This is a genomic window from Shinella sp. WSD5-1, assembly GCF_963942435.1.
Lineage (GTDB): Bacteria > Pseudomonadota > Alphaproteobacteria > Rhizobiales > Rhizobiaceae > Shinella > Shinella yambaruensis.
Window position 1 is genome coordinate 4462235 of record NZ_OZ012596.1, and the last position, 24153, is coordinate 4486387.

Annotated in this window: 24 protein-coding genes; 8 read left to right on the forward strand and 16 right to left on the reverse strand. The window is 64.6% G+C overall.

The window, feature by feature from the left end; translation table 11 throughout:
* Positions 1 to 73 precede the first annotated feature (73 nt).
* Complete coding sequence (locus AABQ55_RS21960; RefSeq protein ID WP_244768232.1) at positions 74 to 808, forward strand: class I SAM-dependent methyltransferase; 735 nt, start codon at positions 74 to 76, stop codon at positions 806 to 808.
* A 78-nt stretch (positions 809 to 886) separates the two neighbouring features.
* Here AABQ55_RS21960 and AABQ55_RS21965 read toward each other — a convergent pair whose 3' ends face one another.
* Entirely contained in the window at positions 887 to 1171 is a 285-nt protein-coding gene (locus tag AABQ55_RS21965; protein WP_272806572.1) for a hypothetical protein, read from the reverse strand.
* A gap of 249 nt (positions 1172 to 1420) precedes the next feature.
* Here AABQ55_RS21965 and AABQ55_RS21970 point away from each other — a divergent pair, with 249 nt between their 5' ends.
* On the forward strand, positions 1421 to 2587 hold the full coding sequence (locus AABQ55_RS21970) for a hypothetical protein (RefSeq protein WP_272806573.1): 1167 nt from the start codon (positions 1421 to 1423) through the stop codon (positions 2585 to 2587).
* 77 nt (positions 2588 to 2664) lie between these two features.
* On the opposite strand, the gene AABQ55_RS21975 is transcribed toward AABQ55_RS21970, so the two are convergent.
* From AABQ55_RS21975 to odc2, 5 genes are all read right to left on the reverse strand, one after another.
* Complete coding sequence (locus AABQ55_RS21975; protein ID WP_272806574.1) at positions 2665 to 3111, reverse strand: glyoxalase superfamily protein; 447 nt, start codon at positions 3109 to 3111, stop codon at positions 2665 to 2667.
* Between the two features lie 269 nt (positions 3112 to 3380).
* Positions 3381 to 4406, reverse strand: a complete 1026-nt coding sequence (locus AABQ55_RS21980) for a serine hydrolase domain-containing protein (RefSeq protein ID WP_272806575.1) — start codon at positions 4404 to 4406, stop codon at positions 3381 to 3383.
* A gap of 114 nt (positions 4407 to 4520) precedes the next feature.
* Positions 4521 to 5207, reverse strand: a complete 687-nt coding sequence (locus AABQ55_RS21985) for an OmpW/AlkL family protein (protein WP_272806576.1) — start codon at positions 5205 to 5207, stop codon at positions 4521 to 4523.
* A 200-nt stretch (positions 5208 to 5407) separates the two neighbouring features.
* A complete protein-coding gene (locus tag AABQ55_RS21990; RefSeq protein WP_272806577.1) occupies positions 5408 to 5998 on the reverse strand; it encodes a GNAT family N-acetyltransferase in 591 nt (196 codons plus the stop codon).
* Between the two features lie 92 nt (positions 5999 to 6090).
* On the reverse strand, positions 6091 to 7224 hold the full coding sequence (gene odc2, locus AABQ55_RS21995) for an ornithine/lysine decarboxylase (protein ID WP_272806578.1): 1134 nt from the start codon (positions 7222 to 7224) through the stop codon (positions 6091 to 6093).
* 559 nt (positions 7225 to 7783) lie between these two features.
* On the opposite strand from odc2, the gene AABQ55_RS22000 reads away from it, so the two are divergent.
* The 3 genes from AABQ55_RS22000 to AABQ55_RS22010 all read left to right on the forward strand — a co-directional run bounded on the left by AABQ55_RS22000 (position 7784) and on the right by AABQ55_RS22010 (position 10422).
* Positions 7784 to 8689 (forward strand): LysR family transcriptional regulator, encoded by a 906-nt coding sequence (locus AABQ55_RS22000; RefSeq protein ID WP_272806579.1) that lies wholly within the window; start codon positions 7784 to 7786, stop codon positions 8687 to 8689.
* A gap of 87 nt (positions 8690 to 8776) precedes the next feature.
* On the forward strand, positions 8777 to 9418 hold the full coding sequence (locus AABQ55_RS22005; RefSeq protein ID WP_244768223.1) for a DUF1007 family protein: 642 nt from the start codon (positions 8777 to 8779) through the stop codon (positions 9416 to 9418).
* Positions 9412 to 10422, forward strand: coding sequence for a nickel/cobalt transporter (locus AABQ55_RS22010; protein ID WP_272806580.1), 1011 nt, complete (start codon positions 9412 to 9414; stop codon positions 10420 to 10422). The genes AABQ55_RS22005 and AABQ55_RS22010 overlap by 7 nt, the downstream gene beginning before the upstream one ends.
* A gap of 9 nt (positions 10423 to 10431) precedes the next feature.
* On the opposite strand, the gene AABQ55_RS22015 is transcribed toward AABQ55_RS22010, so the two are convergent.
* From AABQ55_RS22015 to AABQ55_RS22030, 4 genes are all read right to left on the reverse strand, one after another.
* Positions 10432 to 10644, reverse strand: a complete 213-nt coding sequence (locus tag AABQ55_RS22015; RefSeq protein WP_272806581.1) for a hypothetical protein — start codon at positions 10642 to 10644, stop codon at positions 10432 to 10434.
* Positions 10641 to 11330: a GNAT family N-acetyltransferase gene (locus tag AABQ55_RS22020; protein WP_272806582.1), complete on the reverse strand. Its 690-nt coding sequence runs from the start codon at positions 11328 to 11330 to the stop codon at positions 10641 to 10643. The genes AABQ55_RS22015 and AABQ55_RS22020 overlap by 4 nt, the downstream gene beginning before the upstream one ends.
* Before the next feature lie 96 nt (positions 11331 to 11426).
* Complete coding sequence (locus tag AABQ55_RS22025) at positions 11427 to 12119, reverse strand: tellurite resistance TerB family protein (RefSeq protein ID WP_272806583.1); 693 nt, start codon at positions 12117 to 12119, stop codon at positions 11427 to 11429.
* A 135-nt stretch (positions 12120 to 12254) separates the two neighbouring features.
* Entirely contained in the window at positions 12255 to 12893 is a 639-nt protein-coding gene (locus AABQ55_RS22030) for a 2-dehydro-3-deoxy-phosphogluconate aldolase (RefSeq protein WP_272806584.1), read from the reverse strand.
* Between the two features lie 154 nt (positions 12894 to 13047).
* Here AABQ55_RS22030 and AABQ55_RS22035 point away from each other — a divergent pair, with 154 nt between their 5' ends.
* Both AABQ55_RS22035 and trhO read left to right on the forward strand, forming a co-directional pair.
* Positions 13048 to 13533 carry a CYTH domain-containing protein gene (locus AABQ55_RS22035; protein ID WP_244768217.1) on the forward strand — a complete coding sequence of 162 codons (486 nt, stop codon included), beginning with the start codon at positions 13048 to 13050 and terminating at the stop codon, positions 13531 to 13533.
* A gap of 49 nt (positions 13534 to 13582) precedes the next feature.
* Complete coding sequence (trhO, locus tag AABQ55_RS22040) at positions 13583 to 14521, forward strand: oxygen-dependent tRNA uridine(34) hydroxylase TrhO (protein WP_272806585.1); 939 nt, start codon at positions 13583 to 13585, stop codon at positions 14519 to 14521.
* Here the strand turns inward: trhO and AABQ55_RS22045 are convergent, their stop codons facing one another.
* Entirely contained in the window at positions 14522 to 16717 is a 2196-nt protein-coding gene (locus AABQ55_RS22045) for a putative bifunctional diguanylate cyclase/phosphodiesterase (RefSeq protein ID WP_272806586.1), read from the reverse strand.
* Between the two features lie 87 nt (positions 16718 to 16804).
* Positions 16805 to 18178: a GH1 family beta-glucosidase gene (locus AABQ55_RS22050; RefSeq protein WP_272806587.1), complete on the reverse strand. Its 1374-nt coding sequence runs from the start codon at positions 18176 to 18178 to the stop codon at positions 16805 to 16807.
* A gap of 214 nt (positions 18179 to 18392) precedes the next feature.
* Between AABQ55_RS22050 and AABQ55_RS22055 the strand changes: the two genes are divergently transcribed.
* Entirely contained in the window at positions 18393 to 19298 is a 906-nt protein-coding gene (locus tag AABQ55_RS22055) for an HD-GYP domain-containing protein (protein ID WP_272806588.1), read from the forward strand.
* 49 nt (positions 19299 to 19347) lie between these two features.
* Here the strand turns inward: AABQ55_RS22055 and AABQ55_RS22060 are convergent, their stop codons facing one another.
* The 4 genes from AABQ55_RS22060 to AABQ55_RS22075 form a co-directional block, all read right to left on the reverse strand.
* Positions 19348 to 20532: a Gfo/Idh/MocA family protein gene (locus tag AABQ55_RS22060; protein WP_272806589.1), complete on the reverse strand. Its 1185-nt coding sequence runs from the start codon at positions 20530 to 20532 to the stop codon at positions 19348 to 19350.
* A 179-nt stretch (positions 20533 to 20711) separates the two neighbouring features.
* On the reverse strand, positions 20712 to 21764 hold the full coding sequence (locus AABQ55_RS22065; protein WP_272806590.1) for a sugar phosphate isomerase/epimerase family protein: 1053 nt from the start codon (positions 21762 to 21764) through the stop codon (positions 20712 to 20714).
* A gap of 288 nt (positions 21765 to 22052) precedes the next feature.
* The gene (locus tag AABQ55_RS22070; protein ID WP_272806591.1) at positions 22053 to 23006 is read right to left on the reverse strand and encodes a substrate-binding domain-containing protein; all 954 of its coding nucleotides are present in this window, start codon (positions 23004 to 23006) and stop codon (positions 22053 to 22055) included.
* A gap of 93 nt (positions 23007 to 23099) precedes the next feature.
* Entirely contained in the window at positions 23100 to 24110 is a 1011-nt protein-coding gene (locus AABQ55_RS22075; protein ID WP_244768209.1) for an ABC transporter permease, read from the reverse strand.
* Positions 24111 to 24153: the final 43 nt, after the last annotated feature.

Consider the following 24153-nt stretch of genomic DNA (forward strand, 5'->3'; position numbering starts at 1 on the left):
ACGGGCCGCGATCCCCCGCGCAGCCGTCTCCCACGCGAAGGCGGCCAATTGCGCGTACCAAAGGACGGTTCGGATGATTGAGAAATACCAATATTATGCGAGCATCTCCGGCTCGGTGGAAAGCGCGATAGAAACCATCCGCAACCTGCCCAGCGCGAAATGCTACGACATCCAGTACATCGAGCGGCAGCTGATCCCCGAACTCGGCCTGAACGACGAATATCTCGAACAGCAGCCGAACGAGCTTTCCCCCTATTTCGGCAAGGGCCTGCACCTGTGGCAGTATCCTTCCCAGCTCGCCCGCTATCTCGTCTGGCTGTCCCACAATGCCCGGCAGGTCCGCAACTTCACGGAAATCGGCTGCCGGTGGGGCGGAACGTTCATCCTGGTGAACGAATGGCTGAAGAAGATCGGCGCGCCGCTGGAGTTTTCCCTCGCCATCGATCCGATCGAGCCGACGCCGTTCATCGAAAAGTATCGGGAAATCTCCTCCACGCCCGTGCACTACATCCAGGACCTGTCGACCTCCCAGCAGGTTGGCGACTACCTGCGCTCGTTCAAGCCCGATATGGTGTTTATCGACGGCGACCATTCGCTGCACGGCGTGATGTACGACCACCTGATGGTACGCAAGCAGGCCGGCATCATCGTGCATCACGACATATCCTCGCAGGCCTGCGCAGGCACGACGCTCTTCTGGAACTACATCAAGCAGGCCGAAAGCGAGTTCGAAGCCTGGGACTTCACCCAGCAATACGAATCGGTCGACGGCCACTTCCTCGGCATCGGCGTCCTGAAGCGCAGGTAACCGCCGCACCGAACGGTTAAAGCCCGGGAGAGCAGCGCTCTCCCGGGCCCACGGACCACAAGGGCGGGGATGGTGCGGTCAGTGCTTGCGCTTCTTGCAGCCGCAGTCGCTGCCGCCGAGAATGCCCAGCGTATTGCCGTTGAGGATGCCCGACAGGGTGCCGTTGAGCACGCCGTTCAGCACTTTGTTGTTATCGTTGTCGCTGAGGATTTCGCCGACGCCGACACTCGGGGCGATCACCACGCTGCCCGTCTTGTTGTTGTTCAGGATGCCGAGGCCGCCAAGCAGGCCACCGGCCGATGCCTGGCCGGCGCCGGCGATTGCGAAGACGGTTGCGATGGCGATGATGCGGGTCTTGTTCATGCTCTCTCTCCTTTGGTTGTGTACCTCTCTGGTACGCAATCGAAGGTAATATAAGCATCGATTTACTCAACCCGATTTCCCAATCATAGCAAAGAGTTAACCATAACGTAGACAAGTTTAACAATTCCCAACCAAAATCAATTTCAGGTAGCATAAATTGCGACATCAAGTTTAATATCAACCATTGAGGGAATTTTTAACCATGCAACCCTAGGATTCCGTTCCAGAAACGGACAGGAACAGGATCTGATGCGCTTTCTTGGTGGCTTCGTTTGTGCGGCTGCGATGCTGGCCGGGCACAACCCGGCAAAAGCCGATTCAACCGTCGATTACAAGACCGGCATGGGCTGGACGTCGAATATTTTTCAGGATCCGACCCATCTTTCGGCCGCCTTCGGCGAGGCGAAACTCGGCTTGCGCGGCAGCCTGGCGCTGGAGGACTCCCAGTTCGCCTACGCGCTGAACATGAGTGCCCGGCGTGTGCCGAAATATCGTTTCGCGGACCAACGCACGGCCGGGATCGAATTCGGCTACGCCCATGATCTCAGCAAGTCGGCGAAGCTCACCCTGAAGGGCGGACTTGAGCACCGGCGCACGGGCGATATCTTTCTCGCCCTGCCCGGTGCGTTGATCGGCTATCGCAAGGACGATGTCTTCGCGACGGCGAGCGCCGGCCTGACGGTCGACCATTGGGGCGGCCGCAACCATCTGACCGCGACCCTCTCGAACCTTGACCGCGGCAAGGCGCATTTCACGCTTGCCGGCCTGAAGCCGACCCAGCTCGACGCCGGCTACAGCCTGCTCGACCTCACGGGCGGCCAGATCCGTCCGCTGCTCGGCGGCGAGGCGGGCGCCACGCTGCAATACAGGGCGAGCCGCATTGCCGGCTCCGAGCGCAGGACGTTCGGTCGCTTTCCGGCCGAAACGTTGCGCGGGTCGCTCGCCTATGGCCGGGCCTACGGCAACGGCATCACCCTGATGGCCGAGGCCGGCGTCGTCGGCATCGCCAGCCCCTACCTCGGCACGACCGTCGAACACGCCCGTCCCTTCTTCAAGGGCGAGGCGACCTGGCAATTGCCGCACAAGGCCGTGCTGAAGGCAAAACTGGCACGCGACCTCCGCCTCGTCGATATCGACGATCCGCTCGCCGAGGATGTGCGCACGGTCGGCCTTTCGCTGGAAAAGGCGTTGACGGAAAAGCTGAAGCTGACGCTCGCCTACGAGCAGGCCTATAGCGACTGGCTCTACTACGACTACCGCACGCGCACGAAGTCGGTCGCCGCCACGCTGACCTATACGCTGCCCAGGGGCGCAACGATGGCGCTGGAATACAGCCATCTCGTGCGCCGCGAAAACGACAAGGCCGCCGATTTCAAGATCGACGGCCTTGCAGTGCGGTTTGCCGGTTCGTTTTAGATCATTCCCGCTTTTCTTCGAATCGCGAAAACGCTGCAATTCTTTGTCTTCACGCTTTTGCATGAAGCCGAAAGGCCTCACCATTCGAGTTCGAGATGCGGCCGGCCGTTCGAGGTCTTTTCCATGGTCCTGCCCGTTTCATCGACGGTGCAATGCACGCGCTGGCGAAAAGCGGAGAAGCTGTCGAAGGTCACCACATCGACCGGCTCGTCGAAATGCAGCACCATGCGGTAACGGCCGGGCTGACCGGTCAGCGCCTGCACGCCCAGCACCTGCGCGTCGAAAGGCTGGCCGAGATAGTGGCCGCGCACGCGCGCGCCAAGCATCCACGGATTGAACGGCGGCCGGTTGCCGGCCGCCGCGTGCAGCGTGTTCCAGTCGCGAAAGCCGTATTGGGCGGCTACGAGTTCGAGGGCGCGCGAATGGGAAAGGGCCTGGCCGTCCTCGCAAAAGCGGGCGCGCAGCCGCTTTGCCTGGTCTTTCAGGGCGTCAAGCGATGGAAGGGGCGTCGATGATGAACGCATGTCGAATCTCCAGTCGGTGCATGCGTCTTTTCGGGGGGAGCCCGCATTGCCACCGGTTCGCATGCCTGATGCTGGAAGACCGATTTTCCGAAGGAGAGACTTCACCAAAGCTTGCGCTCGCGGACGGCAGGGGCTCTCACCCTTGCCCTCGCACATAAGGCCTGGCCGGCCTCCTGTCAAATCCGCCGCCGGCTCGACCGCATCTGCGGCGCGCTGCCGGCGCTTGCCGGATGCCTTGCCTTTACCACCGCGCGGCGACCTGGGCCGCCTCAGCCCTCCGCGGTGCCGATGATCTTCGCCAGAAGGTCGTGCAGCTCGTCGCGGTAGCCGGAGCGCGCGGACGGCCCGCTCTCGTCGGAGGTCATGGCGACCGTCAGGCCGAGATCGGGCACGACATAGAGCATCTGGCCGCCAAAACCCCAGGCGAAATGGACCGTCCTGCCGCCGATCACGCGTTCGAACCAACCATAGCCGTAGCCGTCGTTGGAGAAGCGGGAATTGGTGCGCGACGTCCAGGACCGACGGATCCAGTCTTCCGGCACGAGTTGTTCGCCCTTTGCCGTGCGCCCGCCATTGCGATAGAGCTCGCCGAAGGCCAGCAGCGAGCGGGTGCTCATCGCCATCTGGTTGCCGCCGAGATATACGCCCTGCGGGTCGCGGTCCCAGGCGCCGATGCGAAAGCCCTCGACCGGCCCCAGCCAGTCGCGCGCAAGCTGCAGGGTGGATTTGCCCCCGACCTTCGTCAGGATGGCCGAAAGCAGATGCGTGGAGCCGGTCGAATAGAGCATGCGGCCGCCCGGCTCGTCGACGAAGGGCATGGCGAGCGCGGCACGCACCCAGTTGCGGCTGGCGATCCAGCGCCCGTAATTGCCGCCGGAGGTGCGATCCAGCCCCGCCTGCATGGAGAGGAGATGGCCGATCGTGATGCGATCGAGCCGCGGATCGCGTTCCGCCGGCAGGTCGCCGGAAAGGATCGGTGCGATCGGCTGGTCGACGCCTTCCAGCAGGCCCTTGTCGATCGCGATGCCGACAAGGGCGGAGATGATCGATTTGGAAGCGGACTTGATATTGGTGCTTTCGGCCGGCGTATGGCCGCCATAGCCCCGCTCGGCGACGATCTCGCCGTCCCGCGCCACGACGACGGCCCTTAGCTGCGACAGCGCGGCGGCAGCCTCCAGCGTCTCGGCAATCGTCTGCGCCGGCTGCACGACGGCCGGTTGCTGCGCATGAACGGCAGGCGGCGACGAGATGGCGAGCGCGAGCGAAAGTCCGGCAATAAGAGCGTGCGTCCTCATGTCATGGCACATAGGCGCAGGCCCGCGCGAATTCATGGCCGATCGCCGGCTTTCACGCAATGTTGAAGGCGCCCACCCTGCCGGGCGGCGGGCGGGCGCTTCGGAATCCCACCGTCAGAAGCGGTAGGTGACGCCGGCACCGACGAGCCAGGGATTGAGCTTCGCCTTGCCGGTGAGCGGCGCGCCGTCGAAATCGACCTTCCATTTGGGCTCGAGGAAGATCTTCTTCACGTCGAAGTTCACGCCCCAGTGGTCGTCCAGCATATAGTCGAAGCCGACCTGCAGGGCCGCGCCCACCTTGTTCTCGATGTCGAGATTGGAGAACCTGCCCGAGCCGGACTGCTCATAGAAAAGGCTGTAGTTCACCCCGGCGCCGACATAAGGCTTGAAGGCGCCGAAATCGGTGAAGTGATATTGCAGGGTCACCGTCGGCGGCAGCAGCCAGGCCTTGCCCACTTTGCCGAGGCCCTCGATCGCGCCGTCCGCATGGACATTCGCATAGGTCGTGCCGAGAATGAGTTCGGCTGCGATGTTGTCGGTGAAGAAGTAGGAGATGTCGAGCTCCGGAATGACCGTATCCGTATAGGAGAGGTCCGAACTCGGGATACCGTTCACCGAGCCGGAATCGTTCGTGATGACGCCGAGGCCGCGCACGCGGATCTGCCAGGGGCTCTGCGCCGCGAAATCAACGGTCGCCTCCGACGGCGCCATGCGCTCCTCAAGATCGGCAGCGAATGCCTGCCCAGCCAGCAGCGCCAGACCGGCGGCAAGGGCGGCACGCCCCATCCAATTTCCCTTCATGTCGTCTCTCCATCAAACGCGACTCGTCTTTGCGAGGGCGACTATGGAGCGGCAGGGTGCGAGGCTCCTTTGAGATGGATCAAACAGCGGCAGGCGAATGGGGAGATTGGCGCGATATTCGCGCCAATCTTGACAATCATCCAATTAAAACAATGACACGTATCAAACGGCAAAGAGCCGGCAGGTTGCCGGCCCCGTCCTCAGGCCGCCTTGCGCAGCTCCGCCGCCACCCGGCGGCGACCGCTTGGGACGAGCACGCCGGCGGCACCGGCCAGCCAGCCGTCCTTCAGCTCCAGCCCGAGGAAGCGGCGGCGCTCGAACGGGCCGGGCATGACGAGATGCCGCGCCTTGTCGGCGAAGAAGCCGAAGCGCTCGTAATATTCCGGATCGCCGATCAGCAGCACCGCACCGTGGCCGCGGCCCCGCGCCTCGGTGATCGCCGCCCGCATCAGCGCGCCGCCGATGCCCTTGCCCTCGTGTTCGCAATCGACGGCGAGCGGGCCGAGCAGCAGCGCCGGCACGGCGTTGCCGTCCGGATCGACGCCCGCCTCGACATTCCACAGCCGAACGGTGCCAATGACATGGCCATCCGCATCGCGGGCGACAAGCGCGAGGCCTTCGGCCGGCATGCGGCCCCGGCGGATCTTTTCCGACGACTTGCGGAAGCGAGCCTCGCCCATGACGCGGTCGAGCAGACGTTCGCGCGCAACGACGTCGCCGTTGTTTTCCAGGTCGATGGTGAAAGCGGCATGCGCGAAGAACGCGCGGACAGAATCAAGAACAGTGGCCATCTCTGGGCCTCCCGCACTCAAAACCGATTCAAACGGTATCCGGAACGAATTGTGAAGGCCGGCGCTCCCGCAGGGACGGGAGCGCCGGGTGGTCAGATGACGTAGGCCTTGAGCGGCTCGAAGCCGTTGAAGGCGACGGCCGAATAGGTCGTCGTGTAGGCGCCGGTGCCCTCGATCAGGACCTCGTCGCCGATCGTAAGGGTGATCGGCAGCGGATACATGTTCTTCTCGTACATCACGTCGGCCGAATCGCAGGTCGGGCCGGCGAGCACGCAGGGCTCCATCTCGTCCTGATCGCGCACGGTGCGGATCGGGTAGCGGATCGCCTCGTCCATGGTTTCGGCAAGGCCGCCGAACTTGCCGATGTCGAGGAAGACCCAGCGGTGGTTGTCGTTGTCGGACTTCTTCGAGACGAGAACGACTTCCGCCTTGATGACGCCCGCATTGCCGACCATGCCGCGGCCCGGCTCGATGATGGTTTCCGGGATCTGGTTGCCGAAGTGCTTCTTCAACGCGCCGAAGATCGCCTGCCCATAGGCTTCGGCGGACGGAACGTCGCGCAGGTACTTCGTCGGGAAACCGCCGCCCATGTTGACCATCTTCAGCTCGATGCCCTGCTTGGCAAGCTGCACGAAGACGCGCTTGGCATCGGCAAGCGCCGAATCCCAGGCATCGAGCTTCGTCATCTGCGAGCCGACATGGAACGAGACGCCGTAGGACGTCAGGCCCAGCTGGTGGGCGTAGACGAGCACGTCGACGGCCATCTGCGGCACGCAGCCGAACTTGCGCGACAGCGGCCATTCGGCACCTTCGCCATCGGTCAGCACGCGGCAGAACACGCGCGCGCCGGGCGCGGCACGGGAAATCTTCTCGACTTCCTCATGGCTGTCGACGGCGAAGAGCGAGACGCCGAGCGCATGGGCTTTCGCGACATCACGCTCCTTCTTGATCGTGTTGCCGAAGGAGATGCGGGAAGCGGTCGCGCCGGCGTCGAGCGCCATTTCGATCTCGGCGACGGACGCGCAATCGAAGTTGGAGCCCATGGAGGCGAGCAGGCGCAGGATTTCCGGCGCCGGGTTGGCCTTGACGGCATAGTAGATGGCGCTGTCGGGCAGCGCGTGGCGGAAGGCCTTGAAATTGTCGCGCACGACATCGAGGTCGACCACGAGGCACGGGCCGTCGGGACGTCGGGTGTTCAGGAAGTCGATAATACGTGCAGAGGTCATCTCGGTATTCCCCATATCCAGGTTGCTCCGGGAAAACCCGGAGGACAAAGGGCAGAATGCAGGCACGCTCTGGAACCAGCCGGTGGAGACCCCGGACCAAGCATGCGCATCATGCGCGAACGGTGAACCGAAGCCCGCCTAGGCTTCAATTCGGCTTTGTCTGCCATGGATTGGTGGGAGAACCCGACCGCACGTCCGGCAATGAAGGTGTGCCTCTTCAGTAACCCCGGCTGTTGGAAAGCCGGCAGACACCAGAAAGGCCCGCACCGTCGTTGCTTCAAGATGTCCTCGCTCTTCCGGTTGGCCGGAGAAACGACTGGAGGGGTTAATTCCAGGTACCTTACCGATTTCCTCACCAATTCGAGGGTCGGCGGACACCCACAGGCACGTGCGACTTTGGGCAAGGCGGGAGATAAGAAGAATCGCTGTCGTAATCAAGAGGTTTTTTGCGGAACGCTATTGAAAATATTCCGGCAGCCACGACATTCGCCGGACTGGTTTTCTAGAGCATGTTGATAACGCACCGGCCACCGTTTCGGCCGCAGCCGAATGGGGACACATGGATACTCTGACCCGAATTCGCGCCTTCATCGACGTCGTCGACGCCGAAGGCTTCTCCGCCGCCTCGCGCAAGACCGGCCGGTCCAAGGCGCTGCTTTCGAAATATGTGCGCGAACTGGAAGACGAACTCGGCACGCTGCTGCTCAATCGCACGACCCGCCAGTTCTCGATGACCGAGGCCGGCCATACCTATTACCGCACCGCCTCCGACATCCTGAAGGAGATCGACAACCTTGCCGATCTCGTGCGCGAGAAGAACACGGACCTGCGCGGCAAGCTGAAAGTCTCCGCCCCGCGCACCTTCGTCGACGCCGATATCGGCCAGTCGCTCATCGATTTCGGCAAGGAGCATCCGGAACTGTCGCTGGAAATCGTCTCGGACGACCGTTTCGTCGATCTCGTGGAGGAAGGCTTCGACGTCGCCGTCCGCATCACGCGGCTCGAGGATTCCGCCCTCATCGCGCGCAAGCTCGGCGATTTCTACCTGAAGATCTGCGTCAGCGAGGAATTTCTCGAACGGGTCGGCCCGATCAACCATCCAAGCGACCTCGCCCGCCTGCCCTGCATCATCGACACCAACGGCAAGTCGCACAGCAACTGGCGCTTCATCGACGAGAAGGGCACGGGCTTTTCCGTGCCGGTCGGCGGCCATATCGAGGTGAACAGCCCGACGGCGGCGGTGCGCGCGGCGGCGAGCGGCCTCGGCGTCGCGCAGGTGCCGGCCTTCATCGCCCGTCATTGCCTCGACAGCGGCAGGATCATCTCGATCCTGGAGGATTACCTGCCGACGGACCGCGGCATCTACGCGATCTATCCGCACCGCCGCTACCTGCCGGCGAAGGTGCGCACCTTCGTCGACTTCCTGCACGGCTGGTTCCGCCGCAATCCCGGCATCGAGGCTTGAGGCGGCCGAGGAGAGGTCCCAATTCCGACCCATTTGCGTTACATTCAACCGGTCGATTCTGAACGCCGCCGCGAGAGGACATACCCCATGCGATTCCTCCCCCTCCTCGTTGCCGGAGCAGCCATCATCGCCCCGGCTGCGGCCCTCGCCCATCCGCATATCTTCGCGGAGGCGCGGCTGGAGGTGGTGGCCGGCGAGGACGGCACGGTCAGCGAACTGCGCAATGTCTGGCGTTTCGACGAGATGTTCTCGGCCAGCGTCGTGATGGATTTCGACAAGAACAGCAACGCCGAACTCGACCCGGACGAACTGGCCGAAGTCGGCCAGACCGTGCTCGAATCGCTGGAAGAGTTCAGCTACTACACGACGATCACCGAGGACGGCAAAACCATCAAGGTCGCCAAGCCCGACGCGATCAACGTCGACTACAAGGACGGCCAGCTGCTGATGTTCTTCACCGTCAAGCCGGGCGAGGCCATGCCGCTCAAGGGCAAGCTCACCTTCGGCGTCTACGATCCCACCATGTATGCCGCGATGGACTTCGCCTCGGATGACGACCTCATCGCCGTCGGCGACAAGTTCGCTGCCTGCAAGCGGGCCGTCGTGCGGCCGGACCCGGACGAGGTGCTCGCCCAGAACCAGGACAGCCTGACGGAAGCCTTCTTCAACGACCCGGCCGGCACCGACATGTCGAAACTCTTCGCCACCCGTCTGGAGCTGACATGCTGACCCGCGGCCGGGCTCTCGGCCTTCTCACGCTGACGCTCGTAATCGCCGCGACCGCCGGCCTTGCCCACGCCCAGTCGCCGCTCGGTATCGGCTCGGCCGAACCCGGCTTCAACACGACGGGCACCTTCGGCAGTCTGTTCGGCTGGATCAACGCGCAGCAGCAGGGCTTCTACCGCGCCATGACCGGCGCACTGAAGGAGATGCGCGAAAATCCCTGGGCGGCCTCCACGCTGGTCGGCCTCTCCTTCGCCTACGGCGTCTTCCATGCCGCCGGCCCCGGCCACGGCAAGGCCGTCATCTCCTCCTACATGCTGGCGAACGAGGTCGAGCTGAAGCGCGGCGTCTTGCTCTCCTTCCTTTCCTCGATCCTGCAGGGCATCGTCGCCATCCTGCTCGTCGGCGCGGCCTATCTCTTCCTGCGCGGCACCACGGTCTCGATGACCGATGCCACCCGGGCGCTCGAAATCGGCAGCTATGCCCTCATCGCCGTTTTCGGCGCCTGGCTGCTCTTCAGGAAGCTGCGGCCGGCGGAACGCCGGGCCTCGGCGCTCGGCGCCCAGGCGGTCGAAGTGCACGATCATGGTCACTATGGCCATGCGCACCACCACCACCACCATGCCGGTGAAATCTGCTCGACCTGCGGCCATGCCCACGCGCCGGATCCCTCGCTGCTGAAGGGCGAGCGCTTTGCACTGCGCGAGGCCTGGTCGGCCATCGTCGCCGTGGGCCTCAGGCCCTGCTCGGGCGCGCTGATCGTGCTGAGCTTCGCGCTTCTGAACGGTCTCTATCTCGGCGGCGTGCTCGCCGTCGTCGCCATGTCGATCGGCACGGCCATCACCGTTTCCATCCTCGCCACCCTCGCCGTCACGGCCAAGGGCGCGGCCGTGCGTTTCGCCGGCAACGGCGCGGCGGCCGCCCGCGTCGGCAGCGCCATCGAGATCGGCGGCGCCGCGCTGGTCATGGTGCTGGGACTGCTCCTGCTCGGCGCCGCGCTGCAGGGCTGAGACGGCGCGCTAATTGCCACGGCTGCGCTGGTAGCGCGCCCGGAGCCAGAAGAGCAGGAAGAAACCGAGCACGAGCAGCGTGCCGAAGACGCCCGCCAGCCACGGCGAGACGTCGCCGAGCGCGATCATCACGCTCGGCAGGAAATAGAACACCACGCCCGTTCCGAACAGGATGAGGAGCGCGGCCAGCGCCGGCGACTTGCCCTTGCGCTCCCCGCTCATGCCGCGCCCGCCTTGATCTCGGCGCGGATGTCTTCGAGGCGACGTTTCTGCTGGCCGCCGGCATCGAAATTGTCGGGCGAGAGCCAGGCGTCGAAGGCCTTGGCAAGAATAGGCCATTCGCCGTCGATGATCGAGAACCAGGCGGTGTCGCGGTTCTCGCCCTTGGACAGCATGTGCTGGCGGAAGACACCCTCGAAGGTGAAGCCGAGGCGGGTGGCGGTGCGCTTGCTGGCCGCGTTGCCGTTGTGGCATTTCCACTCGTAGCGGCGATAGCCGAGGTCCTCGAAGACGTGCTTGGCGAGCAGGTACTGCGCCTCGGTGGAAAGCGGCGAGCGGGACATGCCGCCGCCATGGGCGATGCCGCCGATCTCGACCACGCCGTTCGCCGGGTCCGGCCGCATGTAATGCGCCATGCCGACGACCTTGCCGGCCGCCTTGTCGATGATGACCTCGCGCACCCAGCCGGACTTGATGACCGATTCCGACCAGGCATCGAAATCCTCGATACCGGCAAAATCGGCCTGCGTGAAATAGCGCAACAGCGGATTGATCTGCATGCCGCCGAACGCATCCCAGAGTGCCTGGAGATGTTTCGCGCGCTCATAGGGCTCCAGACGCACGGTGCGGCCTTCGAGGGCGACGGGCGACGGGGCCGGGCACCCTTTCCAGTCTTTGAGATCGCGCATGAGAATTCTCCTTCGGTCTTGCCGAAGGGATAGAGCAGGCGCCCTGCCCGCGCAATGCGCAAAACGGGGAGCGGCGTTCGGCCGCCCCCGAAAGGTTCACACGGTGGCGGCGGAAACCGTCGCCTCGATATGGTCGACCAGCGCGTCCGGCAGGCCGAGGCGGCCGGCGAGCAGGTCGAGATAACCGCGTTCGGCGCGCGACTTCGGCTCGATGGCGAGGCGCGAGGCGGTGTAGAGCTCGACGCGCTGCTCCTCGGTCTTCGCCGCCCCGATGATCGCGTCGAGGTCCACCGGATTGGCAAGCTCGTCCTCAAGGAACTGCGCCGCGTCGGCGCCAAGGCCGGACACTTTCAGCTTGTCCATGATGCGGGCGCGTTCGGCCTCGTCGATATGGCCGTCGGCGCGCGAGGCGGCGATCATGGCGCGCACGAGGATGAGGGCGAAATCGGTGCTGACGGCCTCGGGATGGAAACCGGAATCGGTCGGCGGCGGCAAGAGTTCCGGTGTCGCGCCTTGCGTGGTCTCGACCGGGTTCTGGCCGGCCTTGTAGTTCTTGTAGGCCTGGTAGCCGAGGCCGGCGATGGCGGCGAGGCTGCCGAGCTTGAGCGCGGAACCGGCGACCTTGCGCCCGCCATCCGTTCCGAGCAGGACGCCGGCAATCGCAATGGTGGCAAGCGGGTTGTCCTTGGCGAGCTGTGTCACCTGGCCGGCACGGTCGCGCACGGATCCGCCGGCGCCGGGCACCTGGGAACCGAGGAACTGGTCAAGCAACTTCTTGGCGTCAAACATGGGCGGTCTCCGTTTCGCTTGTTCTCTTGTCATCGCAAGGGCCGACAGCAAGGCAAGATAGGAATGCACGACCGCAATTACAAACGCATAACGGGCGACCAAGGGCCGCCCGTCTGCAAATCCGCTGAACCTGCCTCAGCCCTTCAGCGCCGCCGCTTCCGCGGCGAGCTTCGTGATGCCCGCCCAGTCGCCCTTGGCGACGAGGTCCTTCGGCGCCACCCAGGAGCCGCCGACGCAGACGACATTGGGGAGCGAGAGATAGTCGCGGGCATTGGCAAGCGAAATGCCGCCCGTCGGGCAGAACAGCGTACCGGCCAGCGGCGAGGACAGCGACTTCAGGTAGGCGGCGCCACCGGCCTGCTCGGCCGGGAAGAACTTCAGCACCTGGTAGCCCTCTTCGCGAAGGCCCATGACTTCGCTGGCCGTGGCGGCACCCGGCAGCAGCGGGATATCGCTGTCGGCAGCCGCGTCGATCAGCTCCTGCGTCGTGCCCGGGCTGACGATGAACTGCGAGCCGGCCTCCACCGCCGCCTCGAACTGCGCGGCATTGAGGATCGTGCCGGCGCCGGCGACGGCGCCCTCGACCTCATTGGCGACCGCGCGGATCGCTTCCAGCGCGGCAGGCGTGCGCAGCGTGATCTCGATGGCCTTGAGGCCGCCCGCCACCAGGGCGCGAGCCAGCGGAACGGCGGTCGACAGGTCATCGATGACCAGCACCGGAACAACCGGCTGCAGCTTCAGGACGGAAAGGAGCTTGGCGTTCTTCTCGCACATGGCACAACCTTTTAAAACGATTGAATTTTCATCCGAATAGCGCGTCTGCGACGTCGTGTCGAGCCTAAAGCATGAAGGCTTCTCTTGTCATGACAGACTTATCGTGCAAGTCTTCCCCTCGCCCAAGCCCATCTCCAACAGCGAAAGCGAGCCTATGGCGAAAGAGATCGAGCGGAAGTTCCTGGTGTCGGGCCAGCGGTGGCGCACCTTCGCAGACGAAGGAATCGCTATCCGGCAGGCCTATATCGTCGCCCAGGACGACCGGTCGCTACGGGTCCGCATCTACGGCAACGGGCAGGCACGCATCACCCTCAAGGTCGGGCATACCGCGCTGGTGCGCGACGAATACGAATTCGAGATCGACCGCGACGAGGCCGAGGACATGCTGCGCCATGCCATCGGCAATGTCATCCGGAAGGTCCGCTACAAGGTGCCGCACGAGGGCCACATCTGGGAAGTCGACGTCTATGAAGGCGCCCATCGCGGGCTTGTGATCGCCGAGGTCGAGCTTGCCTCGATCCATGACGAACCGGAGCTGCCCAACTGGGTGGGGCGGGAAGTGACGGGCGAAAGCCAGTATTCCAACCAGTCCATGGCGCTCGGCATCAGCGACGGCGCGCGGCTGCACCAGCTCGCCTGAGCCGCCGCGCCGCATTGCCTGAAAAGCCGCAAGGTTGTATGTGGCGGCCATGACCCAAGAGATTTCCTCGCCCGTCCCGGCCAGCGGCTTCCTTGTCGCCGCGCTCTATCACTTCGTCGCGGTTCCGCGCTTTGCCGCGCTGCGCGCGCCCTTGCAGGCGCTCTGCGAGGAGAACGGCGTGCGCGGCACGCTGCTGCTCGCCCACGAGGGCATCAACGGCACGATCGCCGGTCCGGCGGATGGCATCCGCCGGGTGCTCGCCTTCCTGCGCAGCCAGCCGGAGTTTGCCGCGCTGGAGCACAAGGAGAGCCATGCGGCCGAAATGCCCTTCCTGCGCATGAAGGTGCGGCTGAAGAAGGAAATCGTCACCATGGGCGTCGAGGACATCGACCCCACGCGCTCCGTCGGCACCTATGTGGCGCCTGAGGACTGGAACGCGCTGATCTCCGATCCCGATACCATCGTCATCGACACGCGCAACGACTACGAGACGGCGATCGGCATGTTCAAGGGCGCGGTCGATCCGAACACGAAGACGTTCCGCGAGTTCCCGGACTGGGTGCGGGGCCATACCGGCCTGCACAACAAGCCGAAGATCGCCATGTACTGCACCGGCGGCATCCGCTGCGAAAAGGCGACCGCCTTCATGAAGGAACAGGGCTTCGACGAGGTCTACCACCTCAAGGGCGGCATCCTGAAATATCTCGAGGAGGTGCCGGCGGAGGACAGCCTCTGGGAAGGCGCCTGCTTCGTCTTCGACGAGCGCGTCTCCGTTCTGCACGGCCTGGAAGAGGGCGAGCACAAGCTCTGCCGCGCCTGCCGACATCCGTTGACCGCGGAAGAGATCGCCTCGCCGCTCTACGAGGCCGGCGTCTCCTGCCCGCATTGTCATGCAACGCGCAGTGAGGAGGATCGCCTGCGCTTCCGCCAGCGGCAGATGCAGATGGATCTTGCAAGGAAGCGCGGCGAGCGTCACCTCGGCAAATAATCAACCGGCCGCGGCCTCGACATCGACGGGCGGGGCCAGCAGGTCGCTTATCGCCCTCTCGCTCATCGGCTTGCCGAAGAAATAGCCCTGCAGCTGGTCGCAGCCGCACAGATGCAGGAAGGCGGCCTGCTCGGCCGTCTCCACCCCTTCGGCCGTTACCGGCATATCGAAGGAGGCGGCGAGCGCCACCGTCGCCTGCAGCATCGCCCCGCCCTTCGGCGACTGTTCCCCGGCAACGGTGAGCGAGCGGTCGATCTTCATGCGGTCGAAGCCGAAGCGGATGAGGTAGCCGATGCTGGAAAAGCCGGCACCGAAATCATCGAGCGCGATGCGCACGCCGCCGGCCTTCAGCCGGTCCATGACGAGTTTCGCACGGCCGGGATTCTGGATGAAGTAGCCCTCGGTGATCTCCAGCGTGACACGGGACGGCGCGATGCCCGCCTCCGCGATGATGCCGAGCGCCTGATCGGGGAAATAGGGATTGCGGAACTGCGCCGGCGAGACGTTGATCGAAATATCGATGTCCGGCCAGTTGCGCACCGCCGCGCAGGCCCGCCTGAGGATGAGCGGGCCGAGTGCATCGATGATGCCGGTCGCCTCCGCCAGTGGAATGAAGACATCCGGCGGCACCGGCTTCGTTCCGCCGCGATACCACCGGGCAAGCGCCTCGACGCCGCAGATCGTCCGGCTCCGTGCCCCGACGATCGGCTGGAACACGACGTCGATCTCGCCGCGTGCCACCGCAGCCCTCAGCGCCTCCTCCATTTCCCGCCGTTCGTCGCGGTCGTCGTCCATCAGCGTCTCATAGTACATCGCACGGCCGCGGCCGGCATGCTTGGCCCGGTACATGGCGACATCCGCCCGGCGCAGAAGCTCCTCGCCCCCGACCGCCCCCTTGCGCGAAACGGCAATGCCGATGCTGGCGCCGACGACGGCAACGCGCTCGCCGATCGCGAAGGGCTCGGAGAAGAAATCCAGGATGGAGCGGGTGAGGCGCTCGGCCTCCGGCCCGTCGGGCCTGTCGATGAAGGCGATGGCGAACTCGTCGCCGCCGATGCGCGCCAGCATGGCCTTGGCCGGGACGAGACGGGAAAGCCCGGCCGAAACCCCGCGGATCAGCCTGTCGCCGACCGCGTGGCCGTAAAAATCGTTGACGTCCTTGAAGCCGTCGAGATCGAGATAGAGCATCACGACGTCGCGCTCCTCCGCCCTCGCGCGGGCGGTCAACTCGTCAAGGCCGAGATAGAGGCCGGTGCGGTTCTTGAGGCCGCTGAGCCTGTCGGTGAGGGCCTGGGTCCGCGCCGTGTTTTCATCCGCCTTGAGGCGTATGGCGAAGGCGGCACCGGTCAGCACGAGGAGGGCGAAGAAGACGACGACTCCGGCGAGCGCCAGAAGCACGAGCGGGCGCACCTGCGCATAGCTCTGGTTACCCGGCGCATCCGGCGTCCAGGAGAGGAAGCCGAGGGTCTTTCCGTCCGGATCGGCAAGGGGCACGGCAGGCCCGCTCGAAGGAGCCGATTCCGCCAGCAACAGGCCCGAGATCAGGAAATTGTCGGCAATTCGGGAAATGCGGGCGGGTGTCAGGTGGCGGATGATGAAGAGCGTGCGCAACGCGTCCGCCGGAGCCTCGACCGCGCTGGAAACCGGCCGGATGGCGGAGGTGGCACCGACCGCAGGCCCATCCGGCGTTTGCAGGAAGACGCCGAGTTCCGCGCCCGGCTCCAGCCCGGCGCGCAGGATCTTGCGGTGCATCTCCAGGAAGGCGGCGCCGCCATAGCTGCGTGCATCGGCCTTAACGGGCGCACCGTTGCGATAGGCGAGCATCGTCCTGCCCGTCTCGTCGACCAGGAAAACCGTATCGAAAAGCGGCCCACCCTCCGTGGCAAGACCCATATTGGCGATGAGCCAGGGCATGTCGGGCGTGCCATAGACGGCCGCGACCGCATCGTCCCAGACGGCATAGTCGCGCACGGTGGTCACCATGGAATTGCGCATGGTGGAGAGCGCGCCGAACACGGTCTGGCGCGTGCGCTCCTCGTCGAGTTCGTTCGCCCGGTTCGCGAGGAACCCGAGCGCCATCATGACGAGGACAGTGGCAAGGCTGACCACGACGGCAAAGGAGGCGAGCACACCCAGAACGACCGCAAGTCGTCGGGCGCCGATCATGCCTGAAAGGTGGCGCGCTAGCCGCAGCATCGTCTTCTCCGACCAAGCGGGGATGATGCGGCAGAACCGTTATGAATCCTTTACGTCGCGCGCGACAATGCAAGGCAGATGGCGGTTTCAGGCGGCCCGATGCCTGCCCTTGCGAAACGCGCCGGCGAGTTCGGCATACCATCTGCCGCTCTTCTTGATCGTGCGGAGCTGGGTCTCGTAGTCGACATGCACGATGCCGAAGCGCATCCGGTAACCCTCGGCCCATTCGAAGTTGTCCATCAGGCTCCAGGCGAAATAACCGCGCATCGGATACCCTTCGCGGATGAGGTCCGCGGTGACGCCGAGATGCTCGGCGATATAGTCGAGGCGCGGCTGGTCGTCGACCGCGCCGTTCTCGACGCCCATATTGTAGCAGGCACCGTTTTCCGTGATGTAGCAGGCGGGCAGCGCGTAATCCGCGTTGAGCTTGCGGATAAGGTCACCGAGCGCTGGCGCAAACACCTCCCAGCCGATATCCGTCCTGATGTCGGCGACCGGCGGTGCGGGCACGGTCGCGGGGAATTCGGCGCCCTCCGCCGGATCGTGCGAAACCCGCATCGGCGTGTAGTAGTTGAGCCCCCACCAGTCGAGCGGCTGGCTGATCGTCTCCATGTCGCCCGGCTCGATGGCCGGCATGCGGGCGCCGAGCGCCGAGAGGAAGCTTTCGGGATAGTCTCCCTTGAAGACCGGGCCGAAGAAGACGCCATTGTGGAAGTCGAAGGCGCGCGCTGCCGCCGCCTGGTCTGCCTCGCCATCGCTGCCGGCATGGATGGAATGCGCATTCAGGACGAGGCCGGTGGCAAGCTGCGGGCGCTCCGCACGGATCGCCGCGACGCCGAGGCCATGCGCCAGGTTGGTGAAATGCAGGGCATGGAGCGCCGCATCCATGTTGCGCTCGCCCGGCGCATGAATGCCGTAGAGATGGCCGAGCCAGACGGAGCACCATGGCTCGTTGAAGGTCGCCACCGCATCCAGCCGGTCGCCGAGCCGGGCGATCACGGTTTTCGCGTAGCGCTGGTAGGCATAGGCCGTCTGCCGCGCCGTCCAGCCGCCGTCACCGGCCAGCATCAGCGGCAGGTCCCAGTGATAGAGCGTGGCGAAGGCCTTTATGCCGCGTGCCTTGAGGCCGTCCACGAGGCGATCGTAGAAATCCAGCCCCTTCTCGTTCACCGGGCCGGTGCCTTCGGGAATGATGCGCGGCCAGGCAATGGAGAACCGGTAGGCCGACACGCCGAGCGACTGGATGAGATCGAGATCCTCCTCCAGACGGTTGTAGTGATCGCAGGCCACATCGCCATTGTGACGGCCATAAACACGGCCCGGCATGTTGGAAAACGCGTCCCAGATCGAAGGCTTGCGGCCATCCATCTTCGCAGCGCCCTCGATCTGGAAGGCGGCTGTCGCCACGCCGAACACGAAGTCGCCGGGAAACCGGCCGGCCAGGATTCTGGGATCGTTCATTTTCGTCTCTCACGCGCAGCGAATGGTGTGAATCTTGTTACTGCAACGTTGCAGTATGATTCCGGATCGCAAAAATCAATGTTTTTCGGATCCGAAACCAGGTTTTACACCTGGAAGCGGACGACTCCAAAGCCGCCCTTAAACAGGGATTGCTTAAACAAGACTTAGGGACTTGCCCTCTAAACTGCCGATAGCCCGGGACGGAGGCACTGGCGTGGTACGACGAATTGCGAAGCATCTCGTGCGGAAGGGCATGTTCGTGGAATCGCTGGAATGCCCGAACGCCGAATTCTCCGGGCGACGTTTCCTCATACAGTCCGACGAAACCGTACGGGCCATCCTGGCGACCTCCGCCGCCTATGCCCTGGTCAATCCGCAGAAGAGCACCGTGGACATTGACCTCGCCACCGGCATAGTGCCCGTCACGCAGGCCGCCGAAGAGCACAGGCGCACGCTGGAGACGGTGGCGCAATCAACCCGCTCGCTGCGCAACAGTTTCGACGCGGCGCGAACGGGCCAGCTTGAAATCGACGCGCTGTCGCCGGTCGCCGACGAGATCTCCGACCGCATCGACGCCGCCCCCGATGTCTTCCTGAAGGTCACGCGCCTGAAGACGAAGGACGAGGGGACCTATGTGCATTCGCTGGCGGTGAGCGCTCTCATGATGCGGCTTGCCCGCATGCTCGGCCATGATGAAAGCGCGGTGCGCGAACTCGGCGTGGCCGGCCTGCTGCACGATGTCGGCAAGCTGATGATCCCGAACACCGTTCTCAACAAGAGCGGCCGGCTGGACAGCGAAGAAAGACGTCTGGTGCGCGGCCACCCCGAACTCGGATACCGCCTGCTGAAGGGGCAGGCCAACGTCTCCGACCTCGTGCTCGACATCTGCCGCTACCATCATGAAGCCCTGGACGGCAGCGGCTATCCGCTCGGCCTCAAGGCCGACAAGCTGAGCCCGGAAATCCGTCTTGCCACGGTCTGCGACGTCTTCGAGGCCCTGACGAGCACCCGCCCCTACAAGCGGCCGTGGACCACGCGCGATGCGCTGAACTGGATGTTCGACCGGGGCCAGCTGTTCGACAAGAAACTGGTGATCCGCCTCGGCAGCATTTTCGCCTGAAAGGCGCCGGCCGCCGCGGAGGGCGGCGGCCGGCAATCCGGCGAAAACCTCAGACCTTGACCCAGGCCCCGTTCTTCTTCGACGACTGGACGCAGGCATCGACGAAAAGCATGCCCTTCAGGCCGTCATCCACCGTCGGATAGGTGACGGCGGGATCGACCGGCGCGCCCTTGCGCCTGGCATGGATGGCCCGGGCGGCCTCGGAATAGATGTTGGCGAAGCCTTCGAGATAGCCTTCCGGATGACCGGAGGGCACGCGGCTGACGCGCGCGGCCGCCGCGCCGGAGCCGGCACCGCCCCGGGTGATCAGGCGCTTAGGCTCGCCGAAGGGCGTGTACCAGAGGTAGTTCGGATCGGCCTGCACCCATTCGAGACCGCCCTTGGTGCCATAGACGCGCACCTTCAGCCCGTTCTCGTGGCCCGGGGCCACCTGGCTGCACCAGAGCATGCCCTTGGCGGCGACCCCGTCCTTTTCCTTGAAGCGCATCATCACATGGGCATTGTCGTCGAGACGGCGGCCCGGCACGAAACTGTCGAGGTCCGCGGCAAGCTCGGCGAGCTCCAGCCCGGAGACGAAGCAGCCGAGATTGTAGGCATGCGTGCCGATGTCGCCGGTGGAGCCGCCGGCACCCGATTTCGAGGGGTCGGTGCGCCAGGCCGCCTGCTTCTGGCCGCCCGACTCGATGTCCTCCGTCAGCCAGTCCTGCGGATATTCCATCTGCACGAGCCGGATCGCGCCGAGATCGCCATTGGCCACCATTTCCCGCGCCTGGCGGACCATCGGATAGCCGGTATAGTTATGCGTCAGAACGAAGAGCGCATCGCTCTCCTCCGCCAGCTTCTTCAGCTTGCGCGCATCCGAGAGCGTCGAGGTCAGCGGCTTGTCGCAGATGACATGGATGCCGCGCTTCAGGAATTCCTTCGCCGCCTCGTAATGCACATGGTTCGGCGTGACGATCGCCACCGCCTCGATGCCGTTCTTCAGCTTCGCCTCGCGGATTGCCATTTCCTTGAAGCTGCCGTAGCTGCGCGCGGGATCGAGCCCGAGCTCGCGGGCCGACTGCACCGCCTTTTCCGGCGAAGACGACAGCGCACCGGCGACGAGTTCGTAGTGATCGTCGAGCCGCGCCGCGATGCGGTGCACCGCGCCGATGAACGCGCCGGAGCCGCCGCCGACCATGCCGAGCCGGATGCGGCCCTCCTGCGCCTCGCTGGCGCTTCCTTCGATTGCCATGGGGTTTCCTCCTACAGTGTCTCCGGGGCGGGTGCCCCTCATCCGGCCTGCCGGCCACCTTCTCCCCGCAAGCGGGGCGAAGGGGGATATGCCGCGCCGTCTTCCTCAAACAATAGCCATTCGTGGGGCACCTTCCCTCTCCCCGCCTGCGGGGAGAGGATTAGGGTGAGGGACAGCCCTCAAAGCCCCAGCATGCGCCGGTTGGCCGCCTGGTCCGTGCCGCCGGCGGCAAAATCGTCGAAAGCCTTTTCCGTGACGCGGATGATATGCGCCTTGACGAATTCCGCGCCTTCCCGCGCGCCGTCCTCCGGATGCTTCAGCGCACATTCCCATTCCACCACGGCCCAGCCGGCAAAGTCGTTGGCCGCCATCTTGGAGAAGACGGCGCCGAAATCGACCTGGCCGTCGCCGAGCGAGCGGAAGCGGCCGGCGCGGTTCACCCAGCCCTGGTAGCCGCCATAGACGCCCTGCCGGCCCGTCGGGTTGAACTCGGCATCCTTCACATGGAACATGCGGATGCGGTCCTTGTAAATGTCGATATTGCCGAGATAGTCGAGGCATTGCAGCACGTAATGCGACGGATCGTAGAGCATGCAGGCCCGGGCATGGTTGCCGGTGCGCTCCAGGAACATCTCGTAGGTGATGCCGTCATGCAGGTCCTCGCCGGGATGGATCTCGTAGCAGACGTCGACGCCGTTTTCCTCCGCATGGTCGAGGATCGGCTTCCAGCGCCTGGCCAGTTCGTCGAAGGCGGTCTCGACGAGGCCTGCCGGGCGTTGCGGCCAGGGATAGACGAAAGGCCAGGCGAGCGCGCCGGAAAAGCTGGCCATGGCATCGAGGCCGAGATGCCGCGAGGCCGTCAGCGCCATCTTCACCTGCTCCACCGCCCATTCCTGCCGTGCCTTCGGGTTGCCGCGCACTTCCGGCGCCGCAAAACCGTCGAACGCCTCGTCGTAGGCCGGATGCACCGCGACGAGCTGGCCCTGGAGATGGGTGGAAAGTTCGGTGACCTCGACGCCGTTCTCGCGCGCCCTGCCGGCGAAGTCGTCGCAATAGGCCTTGGATTCGGCGGCCTTCCTGAGGTCGATGAGACGGGCATCCCAGCTCGGGACCTGCACGCCCTTGTAGCCGATGTCGGCGGCCCATTTGGTGATCGAATCCCAGGAATTGAACGGTGCGGCATCACCGGCGAACTGGGCGAGAAACAGGGCCGGGCCCTTGATCGTCTTCATCTGTGGCGTCCTCCCATGGACCGGGCCGCACCTTGCGGGCGGCCGACGATATTCTTGCGGTACGTACCGCAGCGCGTGGAAAGCTATCGGCGTTTGGCGGGGTGGGCAATGCCGATTTGCAAGGCTAGTACCCTTCTCCTCCGTCATGGTCGGGCTTGACCCGACCATCCACACCACGCCCGCGATCTGGATGCCCGGGTCAAGCCCGAGGATGGCGGAAGAGAATGAGGAACTGTCGTTGTCAAACCGCCCGGGCCATCATGTCCCGGGCGGCTCGTTTCCGTCAGGTCAGAACGGGGAATCCGGGAAGTAGAAGTCCTTCGCGTTGTCCTTCGTCACCAGCGTCGCGTCGATCGTGTAGACGCCGCGGACCGGAACCTGGCCGTAGAAGTTGGCGGCCGTCATTTCGAGCGCAGTGCCCACCATCGCCGGCGGATAGAGCACGTCGACCGGGATCATCTTGTCGCCGTCCATGACCTTCTTGATCATGTCCTTCGAGCCGGCACCGGCCACGACATACTGGATGTCCGTGCGGCCAGCCTGCTCGATGGCCTGCAGGACGCCGACGGCCATGTCGTCGTCCTGGCACCAGACGACGTCGATCTTCTGGTACTTGGTGAGATAGTCCTGCATGACCTTGAAGGCGTCGTCGCGGTTCCAGTTGCCGTACTGGCGATCGAGAACCTTCACGCTGGAGCCTTCGATGCCCTTGTCGAAGCCATCCTGGCGCTCCTGGTCGATCGGGATCGGCATGCCGCGGATGACGACGACTTCGGCTTCCGGCGTCGTGGCCTTGATGTATTCGCCGGCCGTCTGGCCGAGCGCGAAGTTGTTGCCGGCGACATAGAGGTCACGCACGGAATTGTCGTTCGTGCTCGGCGCACGGTCGACCAGCGCGACGAAGGTGCCGCTGTCCTTGATTTCCTTGATGGCGTTGACCAGGGGATCGGGATCCGTCGGCAGGATGACGAGCGCATCGATGCCCTGCGTTGCAAGGTCCTGCACGGCATTTGCCTGGCTTGCCGGGTCCGGCGATGTCTTGACGACGACGTTGAGGCCCGGATGGCTCGCCATCAGGAGCTTGGCGACACGCTCGGCATGGAAGATCACGCCGGCCGTCCAGCCATGGCTGGCCGCCGGGATCGAGACGCCGATCGTCACCTTCTTCTCTTCCTGTGCGTGGGCAAAGCCGGTGAAGACGGCGAATGCCGCAACCGTCAGGCCCAGTAGTTTCTTGCGCATGAGTTTCCTCCCAAAATCAGGTCTTCCTCACAGACCGGGCGACCTGTAGACCCGGCTACTTCCCCGCAATTCCATGGCTGGAACTGCCTGGTCTCACGATTTGCGCACCAGCGAGCGCTGGACGAGCATCGCAATGATGATGATCGCGCCTTGGATGGCCCCGATCAGGTATTCGCTGATGAAGTTGGAGAGCAGCATGATGTTGCCGACCAATTCGAGGATGAAGGCGCCGCAGATCGTGCCCCAGACACGCCCCGCCCCGCCCTTCAGCGCCGTACCGCCGACGACGACCGCGGTGATCGCCTGCAATTCCCACAGGATGCCCGTCGTCGCCGAGGTGGAGCCGAGGCGCGGCACATAGAGCAGCACGGCGATGGCGACGCACAGGCCCTGGATGACGAAGGCGATGGTGCGCACGCGGTCGACCGGAATGCCCGAATAGCGCGCGACGTCCCTGTTCGAGCCGACGGCGACGACATGCCGGCCATAGCGCATGCGATAGAGAACGAAGGCGGCGATGGCGGTGACGACGAGGATGACGGCGATCGGCACCGGCACGCCGAAGATCGAGCCGAAATAGACCGGGCGATAGAGCGCCTGCAATTCCGGCTCGCGCAGCGTGATCGCGCCGCCCTGCGACAGCCAGGTGGTCAGGCCGCGATAGATGCCCATCGTGCCGAGCGTCGCGATGAAGGGCTCGATCTTGCCGACGGTGGTGATGAGGCCGTTCAGAAGGCCGCATCCCGCGCCGATGACGACCGTAAGAACCATCGCGGCGGTCAGCATCAGCGAGGGATCGGCGATCGCGCCGGAATTCATGAAGAGGATCATGAGGCTGGCGACGAAGGCGACCATGGCGCCGACCGAGAGATCAAGGTCGCCGGACGAGATGACGAAGGTGGCGCCGACCGCAATGATCGCAATGAAGGCGCTGCGCGTCGCCACGTTCGCCAGATTGGTGAAGCCGATGAAGTTGGGGTTTACCAGCGCGCCGACGACGAGCAGCAGGGCCAGCGCCGCGAAGGGCGCGACGGCCCTCAGGTCGACATCCCGCCAGCTGCGACCCTTGCCCTTCGTTTCGACCGCGTCTTCGCTTGCCGTCATGTTCATCCCCAACCTTGAATTCTGTGTGATGCCGCCGGCGCAA

What these genes read in the sequence shown, in the direction of transcription:
- AABQ55_RS21960 (WP_244768232.1), top strand. Translation starts at nt 74, where the DNA reads ATGATTGAGAAATACCAATATTATGCGAGCATCTCCGGCTCGGTGGAA.
- AABQ55_RS21965 (WP_272806572.1), bottom strand. Translation starts at nt 1,171, where the DNA reads ATGAACAAGACCCGCATCATCGCCATCGCAACCGTCTTCGCAATCGCC.
- AABQ55_RS21970 (WP_272806573.1), top strand. Translation starts at nt 1,421, where the DNA reads ATGCGCTTTCTTGGTGGCTTCGTTTGTGCGGCTGCGATGCTGGCCGGG.
- AABQ55_RS21975 (WP_272806574.1), bottom strand. Translation starts at nt 3,111, where the DNA reads ATGCGTTCATCATCGACGCCCCTTCCATCGCTTGACGCCCTGAAAGAC.
- AABQ55_RS21980 (WP_272806575.1), bottom strand. Translation starts at nt 4,406, where the DNA reads ATGAGGACGCACGCTCTTATTGCCGGACTTTCGCTCGCGCTCGCCATC.
- AABQ55_RS21985 (WP_272806576.1), bottom strand. Translation starts at nt 5,207, where the DNA reads ATGAAGGGAAATTGGATGGGGCGTGCCGCCCTTGCCGCCGGTCTGGCG.
- AABQ55_RS21990 (WP_272806577.1), bottom strand. Translation starts at nt 5,998, where the DNA reads ATGGCCACTGTTCTTGATTCTGTCCGCGCGTTCTTCGCGCATGCCGCT.
- odc2 (WP_272806578.1), bottom strand. Translation starts at nt 7,224, where the DNA reads ATGACCTCTGCACGTATTATCGACTTCCTGAACACCCGACGTCCCGAC.
- AABQ55_RS22000 (WP_272806579.1), top strand. Translation starts at nt 7,784, where the DNA reads ATGGATACTCTGACCCGAATTCGCGCCTTCATCGACGTCGTCGACGCC.
- AABQ55_RS22005 (WP_244768223.1), top strand. Translation starts at nt 8,777, where the DNA reads ATGCGATTCCTCCCCCTCCTCGTTGCCGGAGCAGCCATCATCGCCCCG.
- AABQ55_RS22010 (WP_272806580.1), top strand. Translation starts at nt 9,412, where the DNA reads ATGCTGACCCGCGGCCGGGCTCTCGGCCTTCTCACGCTGACGCTCGTA.
- AABQ55_RS22015 (WP_272806581.1), bottom strand. Translation starts at nt 10,644, where the DNA reads ATGAGCGGGGAGCGCAAGGGCAAGTCGCCGGCGCTGGCCGCGCTCCTC.
- AABQ55_RS22020 (WP_272806582.1), bottom strand. Translation starts at nt 11,330, where the DNA reads ATGCGCGATCTCAAAGACTGGAAAGGGTGCCCGGCCCCGTCGCCCGTC.
- AABQ55_RS22025 (WP_272806583.1), bottom strand. Translation starts at nt 12,119, where the DNA reads ATGTTTGACGCCAAGAAGTTGCTTGACCAGTTCCTCGGTTCCCAGGTG.
- AABQ55_RS22030 (WP_272806584.1), bottom strand. Translation starts at nt 12,893, where the DNA reads ATGTGCGAGAAGAACGCCAAGCTCCTTTCCGTCCTGAAGCTGCAGCCG.
- AABQ55_RS22035 (WP_244768217.1), top strand. Translation starts at nt 13,048, where the DNA reads ATGGCGAAAGAGATCGAGCGGAAGTTCCTGGTGTCGGGCCAGCGGTGG.
- trhO (WP_272806585.1), top strand. Translation starts at nt 13,583, where the DNA reads ATGACCCAAGAGATTTCCTCGCCCGTCCCGGCCAGCGGCTTCCTTGTC.
- AABQ55_RS22045 (WP_272806586.1), bottom strand. Translation starts at nt 16,717, where the DNA reads ATGCTGCGGCTAGCGCGCCACCTTTCAGGCATGATCGGCGCCCGACGA.
- AABQ55_RS22050 (WP_272806587.1), bottom strand. Translation starts at nt 18,178, where the DNA reads ATGAACGATCCCAGAATCCTGGCCGGCCGGTTTCCCGGCGACTTCGTG.
- AABQ55_RS22060 (WP_272806589.1), bottom strand. Translation starts at nt 20,532, where the DNA reads ATGGCAATCGAAGGAAGCGCCAGCGAGGCGCAGGAGGGCCGCATCCGG.
- AABQ55_RS22065 (WP_272806590.1), bottom strand. Translation starts at nt 21,764, where the DNA reads ATGAAGACGATCAAGGGCCCGGCCCTGTTTCTCGCCCAGTTCGCCGGT.
- AABQ55_RS22070 (WP_272806591.1), bottom strand. Translation starts at nt 23,006, where the DNA reads ATGCGCAAGAAACTACTGGGCCTGACGGTTGCGGCATTCGCCGTCTTC.
- AABQ55_RS22075 (WP_244768209.1), bottom strand. Translation starts at nt 24,110, where the DNA reads ATGACGGCAAGCGAAGACGCGGTCGAAACGAAGGGCAAGGGTCGCAGC.